15 protein-coding genes are annotated in these 16,012 nt (G+C 70.9%); 6 read left to right on the forward strand and 9 right to left on the reverse strand.

The genetic code is table 11. The annotated features are described in order from the left end of the window. Positions 1–145 precede the first annotated feature (145 nt). Together ACLQ27_RS11955 and ACLQ27_RS11960 are read left to right on the forward strand one after the other, a co-directional pair. Positions 146–937, forward strand: a complete 792-nt coding sequence (locus tag ACLQ27_RS11955; RefSeq protein WP_357498733.1) for a hypothetical protein — start codon at positions 146–148, stop codon at positions 935–937. A gap of 84 nt (positions 938–1,021) precedes the next feature. After that, positions 1,022–1,552 carry a nitroreductase family protein gene (locus tag ACLQ27_RS11960; protein ID WP_357498731.1) on the forward strand — a complete coding sequence of 177 codons (531 nt, stop codon included), beginning with the start codon at positions 1,022–1,024 and terminating at the stop codon, positions 1,550–1,552. Here ACLQ27_RS11960 and ACLQ27_RS11965 read toward each other — a convergent pair whose 3' ends face one another. After that, a complete protein-coding gene (locus ACLQ27_RS11965) occupies positions 1,553–2,551 on the reverse strand; it encodes an ArsR family transcriptional regulator (protein ID WP_425866738.1) in 999 nt (332 codons plus the stop codon). 80 nt (positions 2,552–2,631) lie between these two features. On the opposite strand from ACLQ27_RS11965, the gene ACLQ27_RS11970 reads away from it, so the two are divergent. Beyond that, positions 2,632–3,903 (forward strand): MFS transporter, encoded by a 1,272-nt coding sequence (locus ACLQ27_RS11970; RefSeq protein ID WP_357498727.1) that lies wholly within the window; start codon positions 2,632–2,634, stop codon positions 3,901–3,903. A gap of 237 nt (positions 3,904–4,140) precedes the next feature. Further along, positions 4,141–5,904 (forward strand): 2-isopropylmalate synthase, encoded by a 1,764-nt coding sequence (leuA, locus tag ACLQ27_RS11975; RefSeq protein WP_425866742.1) that lies wholly within the window; start codon positions 4,141–4,143, stop codon positions 5,902–5,904. A 27-nt stretch (positions 5,905–5,931) separates the two neighbouring features. Here leuA and ACLQ27_RS11980 read toward each other — a convergent pair whose 3' ends face one another. Then, entirely contained in the window at positions 5,932–7,425 is a 1,494-nt protein-coding gene (locus ACLQ27_RS11980; protein WP_234583254.1) for an MFS transporter, read from the reverse strand. Positions 7,426–7,532: 107 nt separating this feature from the next. On the opposite strand from ACLQ27_RS11980, the gene ACLQ27_RS11985 reads away from it, so the two are divergent. Both ACLQ27_RS11985 and ACLQ27_RS11990 read left to right on the forward strand, forming a co-directional pair. After that, positions 7,533–8,174: an HNH endonuclease family protein gene (locus ACLQ27_RS11985; RefSeq protein WP_234583253.1), complete on the forward strand. Its 642-nt coding sequence runs from the start codon at positions 7,533–7,535 to the stop codon at positions 8,172–8,174. Continuing rightward, a complete protein-coding gene (locus tag ACLQ27_RS11990; protein ID WP_234583252.1) occupies positions 8,174–8,566 on the forward strand; it encodes a hypothetical protein in 393 nt (130 codons plus the stop codon). Before ACLQ27_RS11985 ends, ACLQ27_RS11990 begins: the two co-directional genes overlap by 1 nt. Positions 8,567–8,617: 51 nt before the next feature. On the opposite strand, the gene ACLQ27_RS11995 is transcribed toward ACLQ27_RS11990, so the two are convergent. From ACLQ27_RS11995 to recR, 7 genes are all read right to left on the reverse strand, one after another. Continuing rightward, positions 8,618–9,718 carry an ABC transporter ATP-binding protein gene (locus tag ACLQ27_RS11995; RefSeq protein ID WP_357574932.1) on the reverse strand — a complete coding sequence of 367 codons (1,101 nt, stop codon included), beginning with the start codon at positions 9,716–9,718 and terminating at the stop codon, positions 8,618–8,620. Beyond that, positions 9,715–10,701 carry an ABC transporter ATP-binding protein gene (locus tag ACLQ27_RS12000; protein WP_357498720.1) on the reverse strand — a complete coding sequence of 329 codons (987 nt, stop codon included), beginning with the start codon at positions 10,699–10,701 and terminating at the stop codon, positions 9,715–9,717. Before ACLQ27_RS12000 ends, ACLQ27_RS11995 begins: the two co-directional genes overlap by 4 nt. Before the next feature lie 112 nt (positions 10,702–10,813). Further along, the gene (locus ACLQ27_RS12005; protein WP_357498759.1) at positions 10,814–11,773 is read right to left on the reverse strand and encodes an ABC transporter permease; all 960 of its coding nucleotides are present in this window, start codon (positions 11,771–11,773) and stop codon (positions 10,814–10,816) included. Between the two features lie 65 nt (positions 11,774–11,838). Next, positions 11,839–12,846, reverse strand: a complete 1,008-nt coding sequence (locus ACLQ27_RS12010) for an ABC transporter permease (protein WP_357498718.1) — start codon at positions 12,844–12,846, stop codon at positions 11,839–11,841. 98 nt (positions 12,847–12,944) lie between these two features. After that, positions 12,945–14,618, reverse strand: a complete 1,674-nt coding sequence (locus ACLQ27_RS12015; protein ID WP_357498716.1) for an ABC transporter substrate-binding protein — start codon at positions 14,616–14,618, stop codon at positions 12,945–12,947. 229 nt (positions 14,619–14,847) lie between these two features. Then, positions 14,848–15,306, reverse strand: coding sequence for a hypothetical protein (locus ACLQ27_RS12020; protein ID WP_425866746.1), 459 nt, complete (start codon positions 15,304–15,306; stop codon positions 14,848–14,850). 104 nt (positions 15,307–15,410) lie between these two features. After that, positions 15,411–16,004 (reverse strand): recombination mediator RecR, encoded by a 594-nt coding sequence (gene recR, locus ACLQ27_RS12025; protein ID WP_234583245.1) that lies wholly within the window; start codon positions 16,002–16,004, stop codon positions 15,411–15,413. Positions 16,005–16,012 lie beyond the last annotated feature (8 nt).

Raw genomic sequence — 16,012 nt, forward strand, 5'->3', positions numbered from 1 at the left:
CCATCCGGCCCGCGCGGCCGTCCGGGCAACGCGGGTGGCCAGGTCCGCGAGTTCGGGCGGTACGCCGAAAGTCCGTGCCCGACACGCCGGGCGGACGGCTGCCCGCCGCTGCCCACACCTGGCCCGCACCCACCAGAATGGGCCGGTGCCCGTCCTTCACCGCTCGGCCAGCCGCGTGCTCGGGCCGCTCGTGTTCGCCCTGCCGGTAGTCCTGGTCTCCTGCACCAGCGAGCAACCTCCGCCGCCTCCGCCGCCGGCCGATCCCGGGCCGGTCGAGGTGGACGGCGCCCGGGACGAGCTGGCCGCCCTGGCCGCCGCCGCACAGGATCGCCACCTGGTGGCGCGGTACGTGTTCGGCCGGACCGGCCAACCGGACCGCAGCATCGTGTTCACCAGCGCGAACGACGGCAGTTGGCGGGTCGACGTGCCGGGCGGGGCGCTGGGTGGCACCGCCGACGTCTCGCTGGCCGCCACCGGCGACGGGCTGTTCCAGTGCGCGCTGCCCTCGACCGGCCATCCGGAGCCGGCGCGCTGCGTACGCCTCGGCGAACGGGACGACGCGCTCCCGCGCCGGCTGGACCCCCGGATCCAGCATCCACTCACCGATTGGCTGGACGTGCTGACCGACCGGCGTGCGCCGCTCGCGGTGGCCCTGGCCGCCACGCCCAAGGGGTTGACCGGGACCTGCTACTCGGTGGAGTCCACCTCCGCCTCGCTGAACGCGCCGTTGGACGTCGGCATCTACTGCTACGACACCGACGGCACGCCTACCGGCGTCCGGACCGAGGCCGGCACGCTGCGGTTGGCGGCCCCGCCCGGCCCGGCGCCCGCCACCGTGCAGCTCGCCGGGCCGGTGGTGGTGGACGCGGAGCCCCTCGACACCGCCGCCCCTCCGACGCCCGATCCGACACTCAGCCCGAGCGCGGGAACGCCCTGATCTTCATACCGTTACGGGTGCTTTTGCCCACATCCGGCGAGCCCATGTTGAGTGGCGAATCACCCATACAGGACAATTCTCGGCATGGCTGACCTGACCCCGCTGCTCGCCTTCCGCTGGAGCCCTCGGGCGTTCGACCCGGGCGCCACCCTGACCTCGGACGAGGCGGCCTCGCTGCTGGAGGCCGCGCGGTGGGCGCCGTCGGCGGACAACGGGCAGCCCTGGCGGTTCGCCCTCGGCCACCGGGACGACCAGAACTGGAAACGGATCCTGATCAACCTGCCCGCCGACGACCAGGGCTGGGCCCGGCACGCCGCGACCCTGGTGGTCGGCGCGCACACCGGCGGCGACGCCGAGCGGGCCGCGTACGACCTCGGTCAGGCGATGGCCCACCTCACGCTCCAGGCCACCGCGCTCGGTCTGCACGTCCGCCAGCTCGTCCGCTTCGACCGGGCCGGCCTCGCCATCGAACTCGACCTGCCCGGCGGCGTCCGACCGCTGGTGGTCGCCGCCGTCGGCCGGCTCGGCGACCCGTTCGCCCTCCCGGCCGAGCTGCGCGCCCGGGAGACCGGCCTGCGGCACCGTCGGCCGGTCGCCGACCTGCTGCTCGCCTGATCACCCGACCGGGTCGGCCGCCCCGCTGGCCCGCAGCAGAACCTCTGCGGCGTCGGTGTTGCGGTAGAGGACGTGCCGACCCTGTCGAGACCGGCTGACCAGGCCGGCGGCATGCAACGCGGCCAGGTGCTGCGAGACGTTCCCCGCGGACATCCCGGTGCGGCGGGCCAGGTCGGTGGTGGTGGTGGCCGTGTCGAGCAGGTGCAGCAGCGCGGCGCGGCCGGGGCCGATCACCCGTGCCAGCGGGTCGCCGGGCGGTGGCGCGGTCGCCTCCCAGAGCGTCCCGACCGCCCGGACCGGGTACGCGCCGGCCGGCAGCGAATCCTCCAGCAGGTTCCACAGCACCTGCCGCCCGCTGAACACCGTCGGGTTCAGCGCCAGCCCGCGACCGCGCAGGTCGAAGTCCCGCCCGAACGTGTCGTCGCTGATCACCCGGTCCCCGTGCCAGTGCAGGCTCGGGTGGAGCTGCTCGAAGAACCGACCGGCGCCGTTCTCGGCGAGCTGGGCGGCGCGGTACGCCACGTCGGCGTCGAGCAGCGCCCGCATCCGCGGCCAGTCCGGGGCGATCGCCTCGTCGTACCAGACCCGCACCGCGTCGACGAGCTGCGGCAGCAGTCCACGGGGGTCGGCGAGCAGCGCCTGCCCGAACGGATTGAGCGGCCGGCTCGGGACGGTCGCCAGCAGATCCTGGACCACCACGCTCGGCGGTGTCGCGGCGATCTGCTCAAGCTGCTCGGCCATCTCCACGTTCGGCCGGGCCGCCGGGGTGAGGAAGTCGGGCAACCAGCGCCCCCGCCCGACCAGCTGCGTCAGCGGGCCGACCCGGGCGGCCACCTCGGGGCGACGCAGGGTCACCCGGGCCCGGTCGATCCAGGGCAGGTGCACCGCGTAGCGGACCGGGCTGGCCATCGCCCACATGCTCATGACCGTCTCGTTGACCGGCGACACGGCGAGCCGCACCCCCGCGACGTCGGCCAGGCTGAACCGCAACTCGGACACTGACACCCCCCTCGGGAGCAGGATTCGGTCCAGCCTAAAAGGCTCGACCGTCGTCATGGGGGCACGGTTCACTCCCGGCCATGGGGGCCAGAGAAACCATCCGCACTGCCGTCCGAAACGTCGTACCGCCGGCCGGGTTGATCCGCGCGCTGGCCGTGCAGGCCACGGTCTACGCCGTCGGCAGCGGCCTGTTCCATGCCGGCAGCGCCGTCTTCTTCACCCGGGCGCTCGGGCTCAGCGCCGCCCAGGTCGGGCTGGGGCTGTCCATCGCGGCGGGGGTGTCGCTGCTGGGCACGGTGCCGCTGGGCGGGCTCACCGACCGGTACGGACCGCAGCGGGTCTGGATCGTCGGGCTGGTGCTGGACGCGGCGCTCTTCGCCACGTACCCGTTCGTGGGCGGCTTCGCCAGCTTCCTCGCCGTGGTGGTGGCACTGGCGGCCGTGGATGCGTCGACAGGCGTGGCCCGGCAGGTCTACTCGATCAACGCACTCCCCCCGGCCGAGCGGGTCACCGCGATGGCGTACCAGCGTTCGTCGCTGAACGTCGGCTTCGGGCTGGGCGCGGTGATCAGCGGCGTGGTGCTGGCGGTGGACACGATCGAGGCGTACCGCGCGATGGTCTGGTTCATCGCGGCGGTGATCCTGGTGACGGCCCTGTTCGTACGGCGGCTGCCCCGGCTGCCGCAGGTGACCCGGCCGGTGGAGCCGATGAGTCGGCTCGCCGTGCTGCGGGACCGCCCGTTCATGGCGGTGTCCCTGCTCTCCGGGCTGCTCACCGCGCACCAGGCGCTCTACCTGACGGTCATGCCGCTCTGGATCCTCACCCACACGGACGCCCCGAAGACGGTGATCGCCGCCCTGGTGCTGCTCAACACTGTCCTGATCGTGCTGCTCCAGGTGCGCGTGAGCCGGGGCGCCGACACCGCCGCGGACGCGGCGAAGGCCTCCCGCCGGGGCGCGCTGTTGATCGCCTCGTTCTGTCTGGTCCTGCCGATCTCCGGGTTCACCCGGGGCTGGCTCACCATCGTGGTGCTGGTGGCCGCCGCGACGGTGCTGATCCTGGCCGAGCTGATCGAGTCGGCGGGCACCTGGGGGCTCACCGCCACCCTGCCGCCGGCCGGCCAACGCGGCGCGTACGTGGGGGCGTTCCGGCTCGGCGAGCAGGTGCAGTACCTGATCGCCCCGGCGGGGCTGACCGCGCTCGGCGTGACCACCGGCGGCTGGGGATGGTTACCGACGGCAGCGATCTTCGTGCTGGTCGGAGTGGCGATCGTGCCCGCGGTGGCCTGGGCTCTACGGACGCCGAGGCTGGGCGCCGAGGTCCCGGAGCCGGCCATGACTCCGGTCCCATAATCCGGACCGACCTTTCCACCCTCCGTTCCATCACGTAGGGTGACCTGGTCATGTGGCGGGCGCTTCTTCTCCTTAGCCGCCGCGACGAGGCCTGACCGGCCGGCACCTCGTCGCGGAGTCGCATCGCGCCGTCCAGCACATCTGAGTTTCCTCTCGGCACCGCCGCGCACCGTCGCCCGGCACCTCGCCGACACCTTCCGATCTGCTGACGCCACATGTTCCAGGGAGCACTCTGAGATGGCTCAACCTGTCACCGACGCCGATACCGATACCGATACCGATCCGATCGCCCGGCAACGCCCGAGCCGGATGCCGTACCACCGCTACCAGCCGTACCGGGAGCAGTTCCGGATCGACCTGCCGGACCGCACCTGGCCCACCCGTACCGTCGAGGCCGCTCCGCGCTGGTGCGCGGTGGATCTCCGGGACGGCAACCAGGCGCTGATCGACCCGATGTCGCCCGAGCGCAAGCGGCGGATGTTCCAGCTGCTGGTCCAGATGGGCTACAAGGAGATCGAGGTCGGCTTCCCGTCGGCCAGCCAGACCGACTTCGACTTCGTCCGGCAGCTCATCGAGCAGGACATGATCCCGGAGGACGTCACCATCCAGGTGCTCACCCAGTGCCGGGAGCACCTGATCGACCGGACGTTCGAGTCGCTGCGCGGCGCCAAGCGGGCGATCGTGCACTTCTACAACTCGACCTCCACCCTCCAGCGGCGGGTGGTCTTCGGCCTGGACAAGGACGGCATCGCCGACATCGCCACCACCGGCGCGCGGCTCTGCCAGAAGTACGCGGAGATCCACACCCCGGACACGGAGATCTTCTACGAGTACTCGCCGGAGTCGTACACGGGCACCGAGCTGGAGTACGCGCTGGAGGTCTGCTCCCGGGTGATCGACGTGATCGACCCGACGCCCGACCGGCCGCTGATCATCAACCTGCCGGCCACGGTCGAGATGGCCACCCCCAACGTGTACGCGGACTCGATCGAGTGGATGCACCGGCACCTGCCGCGTCGCGACAGCGTGGTGCTGAGCCTGCACCCGCACAACGACCGGGGCACCGGGGTCGCCGCCGCCGAGCTGGGCCTGCTGGCCGGCGCGGACCGGATCGAGGGCTGCCTGTTCGGCAACGGCGAGCGCACCGGCAACGTCGACCTGGTGACCCTGGGGCTCAACCTCTTCTCCCAGGGCATCGACCCGATGATCGACTTCTCGAACATCGACGAGATCCGGCGGGCCGTCGAGTACTGCAACCAGCTGCCGGTGCACGAGCGCCACCCGTACGCGGGCGACCTGGTCTACACCGCCTTCTCCGGCTCCCACCAGGACGCCATCAAGAAGGGCTTCGACGCCCTCGCCGCCGACGCGAAGGCGGCCGGCGTGCCGATGGACGAGCACACCTGGGCGGTGCCGTACCTGCCGATCGACCCGAAGGACCTGGGCCGCACCTACGAGGCGGTCATCCGGGTCAACTCGCAGTCCGGCAAGGGCGGCGTCGCGTACATCATGAAGAGCGAGCACCAGCTGGACCTGCCCCGCCGCCTCCAGATCGAGTTCTCCGGGGTCGTGCAGCAGGTCACCGACCACGACGGCGGCGAGGTCGACCCGCGCGCCATGTGGGAGATCTTCGCGACGCACTACCTGCTCGACCACCAGCCCGACCCGGCGATCCGGTTCGGCGGCTACACGATCGGCACCACCGACGGCAAGGTCGAGATCGAGGCACAGGTCGGCGTGGGCGGCGAGCAGCGCTCGCTCGCCGCAGTCGGCAACGGCCCGATCGACGCGTACGTCAACGCGCTCGGTTCGGTGGGGGTGGGCGTCCGGGTGCTCGACTACCACGAGCACGCGCTGTCCTCCGGTGGCGACGCGCAGGCCGCCGCCTATGTGGAGTGCGAGGTGGACGGTCGGACGGTCTGGGGTGTCGGCACCGACGCCAACATCGTCACCGCGTCGATCAAGGCGGTCACCAGCGCCGTCAACCGCGCCCGCGGCTGACGTTCCCGCCACGCCCCCGAAGTCGGTCTACTTCGGGGGCGTGGCGGCGGGCATCTGGTGGCAGGGCTGCGACGGCGGCGCCGCGCGCGGGGGCCGGTGCACCAGCACGAGGGCCAGCACCGCCCCGACCAGCAGCAGCCCCGCACACCAGGCCAGCGCTCCCCGGAACGCGTCGGTCAGCTCGGCCTTCTGCTCGTAGCCCCCGCCGGAGAGGCCGACCAGCAGCGGCAGCGCGGCCACCGCGAGCAGACCGCCCGCGCGGGACGCGGCGTTGTTGAAGCCGCTGGCCACCCCGGAGAAACGGTCCTGCACCGCCGCGAGCACCGACGCGGTCAGCGGCGCCACCACCAGGGTCAGCCCGAGACCGAAGAGCAGCACCCCGGGCAGCACGTCGGTCCAGTACGACGCGCCGGGGCTGACGCCGCGCAGCAGCAGCAGACCGATGGCGGCGATCACCGGCCCGACGGCAAGCGGCAGCCGGGGGCCGATCCGCGCCGACAGCGCGCCCGCCCGGGCCGACCCGATGAGCAGCAGCACCGTCATCGGCAGCAGCGCGATCCCGGTGCGAAAGGCCGACCACTCGACGACGTTCTGCAGGTAGACCGCGAAGAAGAAGGTGAACCCGCCGAGCGCCGCGTAGACCACCACGGTGAAGATGTTCAGGACGGAGAAGAGTCGGCTGCTGAACAGCCCGGTGGGCAGCATCGCCGTGTCACCGCGCCGCCGTTCCAGCAGCACGAAGGTCACCGCGGCCACCACCCCGACCAGCGCGGCGATCAGCACCGACGCCGAGGTGAAGCCCCGGGCGGGCGCGTCGATCAATGCGTACGTGACGCCGGCGAGCGCGAGTGCGCCGAGCAGCGCCCCGGCCACATCGAACCGGCGTCGCGTCCGGTCCGGCCCCTGCGTCCGGGAGGCGTTCTCGTCCCGGCTCTCCGGCACCCAGCGGACGGTGGCCAACACCACCAGCACCGCGAGCGGCAGGTTCAGGAAGAAGATCCATCGCCACGACAGCGCGTCGATCAGCCAGCCACCGAGGAACGGGCCCAGCGCGGTGGACACACCGGACAGCCCGGCCCAGGCGCCGATCGCCTTGCCCCGGTCGTCCGGGTGGAAGCTGGCCTGGAGCACCGACAGGGAGCCGGGGGTGAGCAGCGCCCCGCCGGCGCCCTGGAGGAACCGGGCGGCGATCAGGGTGCCGGTGCCCTGGGACAGCCCGCACAGCACCGAGGCCACGGTGAACCACACCACCCCGATCAGGAAGACCCGTCGCCGGCCGAAGCGGTCCCCGAGAGCCCCACCGAGCAGCACGAACGCCGCCAGCATCAGCAGGTAGCCGTTCACGGTCCACTGGAGATCGGCCACGTTGGCCCCGAGATCCTGACCGAGTTTCGGCAGCGCGACGTTGACGACGGTGCTGTCGAGGAAGACCATGCCGGAGGCGAGCACCGCGGCGAGCAGCGTCCCCCGGCCGGCGGCGGTGCCCATCCGCAGAGCGGGCGATGGTACGGCAGTGGTCATCTCACCAATCTGCCTTGCAGGATGTGGGAGACGCCACGAAACGCCGAAACCATGCCCGGGTACTGTGCGCAATCGCCGGGAGCCCGCAAGCTGGAGAGGTGTCGTCTGTGCGTACCAGATCAGGACAGCGCGCGGCGGTGACCGCGCTCGTCGCGGCGCTGGCGCTCGGCGTAGCCGGTTGCGTCCCGCCCGAGGAGCCGGAGGGAACGCCGGCACCGGGTGGCGGCGGCAACGCCGTCGAGCAGTTGGGCCAGCTGACCGTCGCCACCGCCGGCTCGATGAAGGGTTACAGCCGGGAGCGCTTCCCGCACTGGCGGGACACCGGCAAGAACTGCGACGTGCGGGACAGCATCCTGCAACGCGACGGCAAGGACGTGAAGCTGTCCGGCTGCAACGTCGTCGGCGGCCGCTGGGAGAGCGTGTACGACGGCCGCAGCGCGACCGATCCCTCCGACGTGGACATCGACCACACGGTGCCGTTGGCCAACGCGTGGCGCTCGGGCGCCGACGAGTGGGACAACGCCAAGCGGGGTGACTTCGCCAACGACACGACACGTCCGCAGCTCATCGCGGTTTCCGCGTCCTCCAATCGGGCAAAGGGTGACCAGGATCCGTCCCAGTGGAAGCCGGCAAACCGGTCGTACTGGTGTCAGTACGCCAAGGACTGGGTGACGGTGAAGCACTACTGGAAGCTGACGGTGACGAGCGCCGAGAAGAGCGCCCTGACCGACATGCTGGAGGGCTGTTGATGAGCGAGGAACCGGCGACAGACGCCAAGACGGCGGCGGACACGGCCCCGTCCGCCGCCGGGATGACCGCCGACGGCACCGGCGACACGCCGGCCGCGGTGCCGGGCGCCGGCATGGTCGCGGACTCGACCGGCGCGAGCGCGCCGCAGAGCCGGACCGCCGACATCGTGCCCGGACCGGGCGGGGTGATGACCGACGAGGTCGGCGTCGTCACCGGTGAGCTGACCCTGCGCACCGAGTACGCGGACGGCAAGGTCACGCTGCGGGTGCAGTACAAGGACGCGGACGAGTGGTACGCGGTGACCGGCGGATCGGTCGCGCTGGCCGATCCGGCGGGGCTGGACGCCGTGCACGCCGTCGCGGTGGCCCTGCTGAACCGTCCCGAGGGCTGAGGCCCCGTACGCAGATCCGGGGCCGTCCGTCGCGGACGGCCCCGGACCGCGTCACGGGGTGGGGATCAGTTCGCCCGGTGGGTCGACGGGACCGGTGCCATCGGTCGGGCGCACCAGCTCCACCTCGACCTCGTGCGGCCGGATCCGGCCGGCGGCGATGTCCTCGGCGAAGTGGCAGGCCACCCGGTGGCCGCCGACCACGTCGCGCAGTTCGGGCCGATCGGTGGCGCAGCGGGTCGGCTGCGCCCACGGGCACCGGGTGTGGAACCGGCAGCCCGAGGGCGGGTTGGTGGGCGAGGGCAGGTCGCCGGCGAGCAGGATGCGCTCGCGGCGGTCCTCGACGACCGGGTCGGGCACCGGCACGGCGGACATCAGCGCCCGGGTGTACGGGTGCATCGGCTCGCGGTAGAGGTCGTCGCTGGACGCCTCCTCCACCAGACCACCCAGGTACATCACGCCTACCGTGTCGGCGATGTGCCGGACCACAGCCAGGTCGTGCGCGATGATCAGGTAGGTCAGGCCCCGCTCGTTCTGCAGGTCCTCGAGCAGGTTGAGCACCTGCGCCTGGATCGACACGTCCAGTGCGGAGACCGGCTCGTCGGCGACGATCAGGTCCGGGTCGAGCACCAGGGCCCGGGCGATGCCGATGCGCTGGCGCTGACCGCCGGAGAACTCGTGCGGGTACTTGCTGAGGGCGGACGCGGGCAGGCCCACCGCCTCCAGCGTCTCGCGCAGTCGCCGGTTCGTCTCGGCCTTGTCGCCGGCCAGCCCGTGCGCCTTCAGGCCCTCCACCAGCAGCGACTCCACCGACTGTCGAGGGTCGAGACTGGACAGCGGATCCTGGAAGATCATCTGCATGCGGCGACGGGCGTGCCGCATCGCCTCGCCCTTGAGGGCCCGGACGTCGGTGCCGTCGAAGACGATCTCGCCGTCGGTGGGCTCGACGAGCCGCAGCAGGCCACGACCCAGCGTCGACTTGCCGCAGCCCGACTCGCCGACCAGGCCGTACGTCTCGCCCTTGCGGATGCTCAGTGACACGCCGTCGACGGCGTAGACGTAGCCGACGGTCCGGTCGAAGAGCAGGCCGCTCTTGATCGGAAAGTGGACCTTGACGTCGCGCAGCTCGATCAGCGGGGTGGTCTCTTCGGTCATCGGGCCGCCACCTCCTCGGAGACGGGGTTGTTGCAGCGCAGGTCGCCGCCGGTGGCGGTGGGTTCGAGCGGCGGAGGCCCCTCCAGGCAGGCGTCCACGACGTTGTCGCAGCGCGGGGCGAACGCGCACCCCTCGGTCCACGGGATGTTGTCGGAGACCGACCCGCGGATGGCGTGCAGCCGCTCACCGCGCGGGGAGTCCAGCCGCGGCACCGAGTTGAGCAGCCCGTGGGTGTACGGGTGCCGGGCGTGCGCGAACAGCTCGTGCCGGCGGGCCCGCTCCACGACCTTGCCGCCGTAGAGCACGTTGACGGTGTCGCAGAGCCCGGCCACCACGCCGAGGTCGTGCGTGATCATCACGAGCGCGGTGCCGGTCTCGTCGACCAACTGCTTGAGCAGGGTGAGGATCTGCGCCTGGATTGTCACGTCGAGCGCGGTGGTCGGCTCGTCGGCGATCAGCAGCCGCGGCTTGCAGGCCAGGGCGATGGCGATGAGCGCGCGCTGGCGCATCCCGCCGGAGATCTGGTGCGGGTACTCGCTGAGTCGCCGTTGCGGGTCGGGAATCCCGACGGCGTCGAGCAGGTCCCGTGCCTCCCGCAGCGCCTGCTTGCGGTCCCGGCCCTGGTGGCGTTCGAGCACCTCGGCCACCTGGATGCCGATCGGGATGACCGGGTTCAACGACGACAGCGGGTCCTGGAAGATCATGCTGATCTCCCGGCCGCGCCGGTCGCGCATGTCGTCGGGACGCAGCTTCAGCAGGTCGGTGCCGTCGAAGTGCACCTCGCCGCTCACCTTGTTGCCCCGCTTGGGCAGCAGGCCCATGATGGCCAGGCTGGTCACGCTCTTGCCGCAGCCGGATTCGCCGACCAGGCCGACGGTCTGCCCCGGCTCCACGGTGAAGCTGACCTTGTCGACAGCGGTGAAGGGCCGCTCGCCCCGCCGCTGGAACACGACGCTCAGGTCACGGACGTCGAGCAGGCTCATCGGGTCACTTCCTCACTGCTGTGGTCCTTCACTCGCGACTGCGGGGCTCGCAAGCTCACTCCTCGCGCTCGCCCGAGGCACGGGCCGGCCGTGCTGATTGCGCGCACCGCGGTCACCGCCGGTTCTTCGGGTCGATCGCCTCGCGCATCGCCTCACCCAGCAGGGTGAAGCCGAGCGCGACCACGATGATCGCGAGCGCCGGGTAGTACGCCAGCTCCGGACGGACCTCGAAGTAGCGCTGACCGTCCACGCCGAGCATCAGGCCCCACTCGGCCCGGTTGATGTCCGGGTCACCGAGGCCCAGGAACGAGAGCGCCGCGGCGTCCAGGATGGCCACCGCGAAGGTCAGGGTGGCCTGCACGATCACGGCGGTCAGCGAGTTGGGCAGCATGTGCCGCAGCACGATGTTGCGCTGCTTGACGCCGAGCGCGCGGGCGGCGAGCACGTGGTCGCTCTCCCGCTGGGCCAGCATCGAGCCGCGCAGCAGCCGGGCGAAGATCGGCACGTTGACGATGGCCACCGCGAAGATGACAGTCCACTGGCTCGACCGGCTGGCCATCGCGACCAGGGTGATCGCGAGCAGCAGGCTCGGCAGGGCCAGCATCACGTCGGTGAGTCGCATCAGGACGACGTCGACCCAGCCGCCGAAGGCGCCGGCGATCGCGCCGATCAGCACGCCGAGCGCCAGACCGATGAGGGTGGCGAGCACACCCACGAACAGCGTCTGCCGGGCACCGTAGATCATCCGGGACAGGAAGTCCCGGCCGAGCGGGTCGGAGCCGAACGGGAAGTCACCGCTGGCGCCCGGGATGCTGTCCACCGTGAGGTTCTTCGTCAGCTCCTCAAAGCGCTGCACCGGGTCGTGCGGCGCGATGAGCGGGGCGAAGATCGCCACCAGGACGAACAGGCCGACGATGCTGGCGCCGACGATGGCGACGGGGTTGCGTCGCAGCCGGCGTACGGCGTCGCGGACGAGGCTGATGCCGCCCCGGTCGGACGCGCTGGCCCGGGCCAACTCGTCCAGTCGTGCCTTCTTGCGGTCGCCGAGCACGCCGATGCTGCGCTCGCTCATGCCGGGGCGGGGCTTGTCGTCCCCGCTGCGGGGCGTCGGCGCTCCGGCCTGGGTGATGGGGTCACTCATCGCACACGCACCCTGGGGTCGATGAAGGCGTAGGAGAGGTCGACCAGCAGGTTGACCACCACGAAGACCAGCGCCGCGAGCAGGATGATCGCCTGGAGCACCGGGTAGTCCCGGCCGCCGCTGATCGAGTCGGTGATCAGCGTGCCGATGCCGCCCCAGTTGTAGACCTTCTCGGTGAGCACCGCGCCGGAGAGGAGCGCGCCGGTCTGCAGGCCGATGGTGGTGACCACCGGGAGCAGCGCGTTGCGCAGGATGTGCCGGCCGCGGATGGTGCGGTGCCGCAGGCCCTTGGCCTCGGCGGTCCGCACGTAGTCCTCGTTGAGGACGTCGAGCACGCTGGCCCGGGTGATCCGCACGATCACCGCCAGCGGGATGGTGGCGAGCGTGATCGCCGGCAGGATCAGGTGCCACAGCGCGTCCGCGCTGGCGTCGAACTCCCGGGTCAACAGGCCGTCGAGCACGAAGAAGCCGGTGACGTGGGTGTTGTCCAGACCCGTGGTGAGCCGTCCGGACGGCGGGAACCAGTGGATGTTCTGGGTGAAGACGTCCTTGAGCAGGTAGCCCAGGAAGAAGATCGGGATCGAGATGCCGAGCAGGGTGCCGGCGATGGTGAGGTTGTCCAGCGATCGTCCGCGCCAGCGAGCGGCGAGGTAGCCGAGCGGCACGCCGAGTCCGACCGCGATGATCATCGCGGCGAGGGCCAGTTCGACGGTGGCCGGGAAGGCGCGGCTGATGACCTCGGTGACCGGGTCACCGGTCCGGATCGAGTTGCCGAAGTCGCCGGTGACGACTCGCTGCATGAACTTGCCGTACTGCACCAGGATCGGCTGGTCGTAGCCGAGCGCCTTGGTCAGCAGCACGCGGCGCTCGGGTGTGGCCCGCTCGCCGAGCAGCGCCTCGACCGGGCCACCGGGCAGGTTCCGCAGCCAGATGAAGATCAGCGCCGACAGCGCTATGAGGGTCACCACCAGCTGCAACAGGCGGCGGACTATGACTCGCAACATCTCTCACACACCAGACTCTCGATGAATCGCGGATCGGCCCGGGCCGGGAGGAACCCCGGACCCGGGCCGATCACGCCTACGGCCTCAGCCGAGGGACGTCACTTGCTGACGCTGACCGTGTTGAATCGCTCGTCGGTCAACGGGCTGGCCACCATGCCCTTGACGTCCTTGGTGACGACGATGGCCGGCGGGGCGTGCCAGAGCGGCACGGCCGGCAGCCACTTGGTGGCGATGTCCCGGTTGACCTGCTCCCAGGCCGCCTTCTTGCCGGCCTCGTCGACGGTGCCGTCGGCCTTGGCGATCGCGTCGAACATCTCGGTCATCGACTGGTCGCCGAACTCGACCTTGGCCCGTCCGAAGAACGTGCCGACGAAGTTGCCCGGGTCGTTGTAGTCACCGGTCCAGCCGAGGATGTGCAGGTCCTGCTTACCGAACTGCTGCACGTCGTCCTTGAAGCCACCGTTCCACGGGCGAGGCACACCGTTGACCTTGATGCCCACGGCCTGGAGGTCGTTGGCGAGGACGGTGAAGATCTCCTGCGGGTTCGGCATGTACGGCCGGGAGACGTCCGGCGGGTAGTAGAAGTTCAGCGTCAGACCCTCGGCGCCGGCCTCCTTGAGCAGCTGCTTGGCCTTGTCCGGGTTGTACTCGTACTTCTGCACGTCCGGGGCGTAGCCGAGCACGGTGTCCGGCATGAACTCGTCGGCGACCTTGGCGCCACCCGGGCCCTTGGTCTGCACCAGCTGCTGGCGGTTGAGGGCGTAGGCGATCGCCTGGCGCACCCGCAGGTCCTTGAGCTTCGGGTTCTTCTGGTTGAGGCCCAGGTAGAGGACGTTGAACGCCGGACGGTTGATGACCTGGAAGCCCTCACCCTCCAGCGCCTTACGGTCGGCCGGGGCCGGGAAGTCGATGCCCTGGACGGTGCCGGCGCGGAGCTCCTGCTTGCGGGTGCTCTCGTCCTTGATGACCTTGATGATCACCTTGTCGACCTTGGCCTTGTCACCCCAGTAGTCCGCGTTGCGGTTCAGGGTGATCTCGTTCTTGGCCTTGTCCCAGCCACCGAAGGTGAACGGCCCGGTGCCGACCGGGTTGGTGGTGGCGAACGCGCTGTACTCGAACGAGTCGCCGTTCTGCTTCACCGTGTTGGCGTCGTACTTCTTCAGCGCCTCGGGGCTGGCGATCGAGAGCGAGGTCAGCGCGAACGCGCCGGGGAACGCACCCTTGTACTGGTTGAGGGTGACGACGGCGGTGCCGCCGTCCTTCGCCTCGCACTTGTTGTAGATCGGCTTGCCGGCGTCCGGGCTCTCGTTGTTGGCGAAGCCCCCGAAGACGTCCATGTAGTAGATCATCTGGGACTGGGCGGCAGCGCCCTTCATGTTGTACCAGCGGTCGAAGTTGAAGCAGACCGCCGCGGCGTCGAACGGGGTGCCGTCGTGGAACTTCACACCCTGGCGGAGCTTGAACGTCCAGACCTTGCCGTCGGGGTCGTGCTCCCAGCTCTCGGCCAGGCCGCCCTGCAGCTCCGCGGTGCCCGGCTTGTGGCTCACCAGGGTGTCGAACATCTGCCGGACCGGCCGGAACGACTCACCGTCATCGTTGAAGATCGGATCGAAGTTCTTCGGGTCACCGGCACCCGCGAAGATGAAGGTGCCGCCAGTCTTGGCCTCGCCACTGTCGCCGTCGCGATCGCTCTTCGCGCAGCCGGCCGCGCCGACCGCCAGAGCGGCAACGGCCGCGATGGCCATGGCCGATTTAAGCCTTCTCGCCTGCATCTCTCACCTCTGTCATGCGCATGACCACGCCGAGCTGTGGCTCGGTCCGTGTGCGGGAGGCTATGACATGTAACACCGGAAGCGGAACGGCCGTCAGGCAATCGCTACCAAGCCGACACCTTGCGCGGACGTCTGACAGTCGACGGCACGGGGAATACATCGAGCGACACATGAATTCGACGCCACGACGCCAGCCGTCGACGCCTGTCGTCGACGACCCCGGGGTGCGTCAGGAGGGCGACGGCCAGGCCACCGGCGGTGGGCAGTCGGCCAACCGCTCGACGGTCGAACCCGCCGTGGCCGTGCCCAGGTCGTGGAAGGTCACGCGGTGGCAGGCGTTCACGTGACTCACTCCGAACACCACGCCGAAAGGGGCGGAACCGTACACGGTCACCACCAGGTCAGGCGCCCGGCGGACCTCCTGCACCTCGACCTGGGTGCCCTCCGCGACCGCCGCCAACCGTTCGTCGGTCGGCGCCGGATCACCGGTGGCGACCACCGCCGCGCCGTACGCCTGGGCGTTCCGGGTCACCGCGGCTTCGGCCCCGGCTTCCCCGGCACGGGTGTCCGCGGCGGTTCGCCGGCTCCCCACCTCGATCGCCACGAGGACGCCGGCGAAGGCAAGCGCCAGCACGGCCACCAGCACCGCCGGGGCCCAGGACCGCCGGGCCGGCCGCTGCCTCGCCACTCGCCACCTCCCTGAGGTACGCCGGTGGGCCCGCGCTCGTCGCACGGACCCACCGGAGTCACCTCAGTTGTACCGGCCGCCGACAACCCCGACGGCGTACGGGGTCAGACGGCTCGGCGCCCCTCGAAGGCCCGGCCCAGGGTGATCTCGTCGGCGTACTCCAGATCGCCGCCGACGGGCAGCCCGCTGGCCAGCCGGGTCACCGCGATCCCCATCGGCTTCACCATCAGCGCCAGATAGGTGGCGGTCGCCTCGCCCTCCGTGTTCGGGTCGGTGGCCAGGATCAACTCCCGGACCGCCCCGCCGCTCAGCCGGGTCATCAGCTCCCGGATGCGCAGATTGTCCGGGCCGATCCCCTCCAGCGGATTGATCGCGCCGCCGAGCACGTGGTAGCGACCGCGGAACTCGCCGGTCCGCTCGATGGCCACCACGTCCTTGGGCTCCTCCACCACGCACAGCACCTCGTCGGTGCGGCGCTGATCGCGGCAGATCCGGCACTGCTCGGACTCGGCCACGTTGTAACAGGTCGTGCAGAAGCGCACCAGCTCCTTGACCTTGCGCAGCGCGCCGGCCAGCCGGTTGACGTCGGCCGGGTCGGCCGACAGGACGTGGAACGCGATCCGCTGGGCGCTCTTCGGGCCCACGCCCGGCAGTCGTCCCAGCTCGTCGATCAGATCCTGGATGGCGCCTTCGTACATCTGCCGGC

Source organism: Micromonospora sp. DT63 (assembly GCF_049841615.1).
Classification (GTDB): domain Bacteria; phylum Actinomycetota; class Actinomycetes; order Mycobacteriales; family Micromonosporaceae; genus Micromonospora.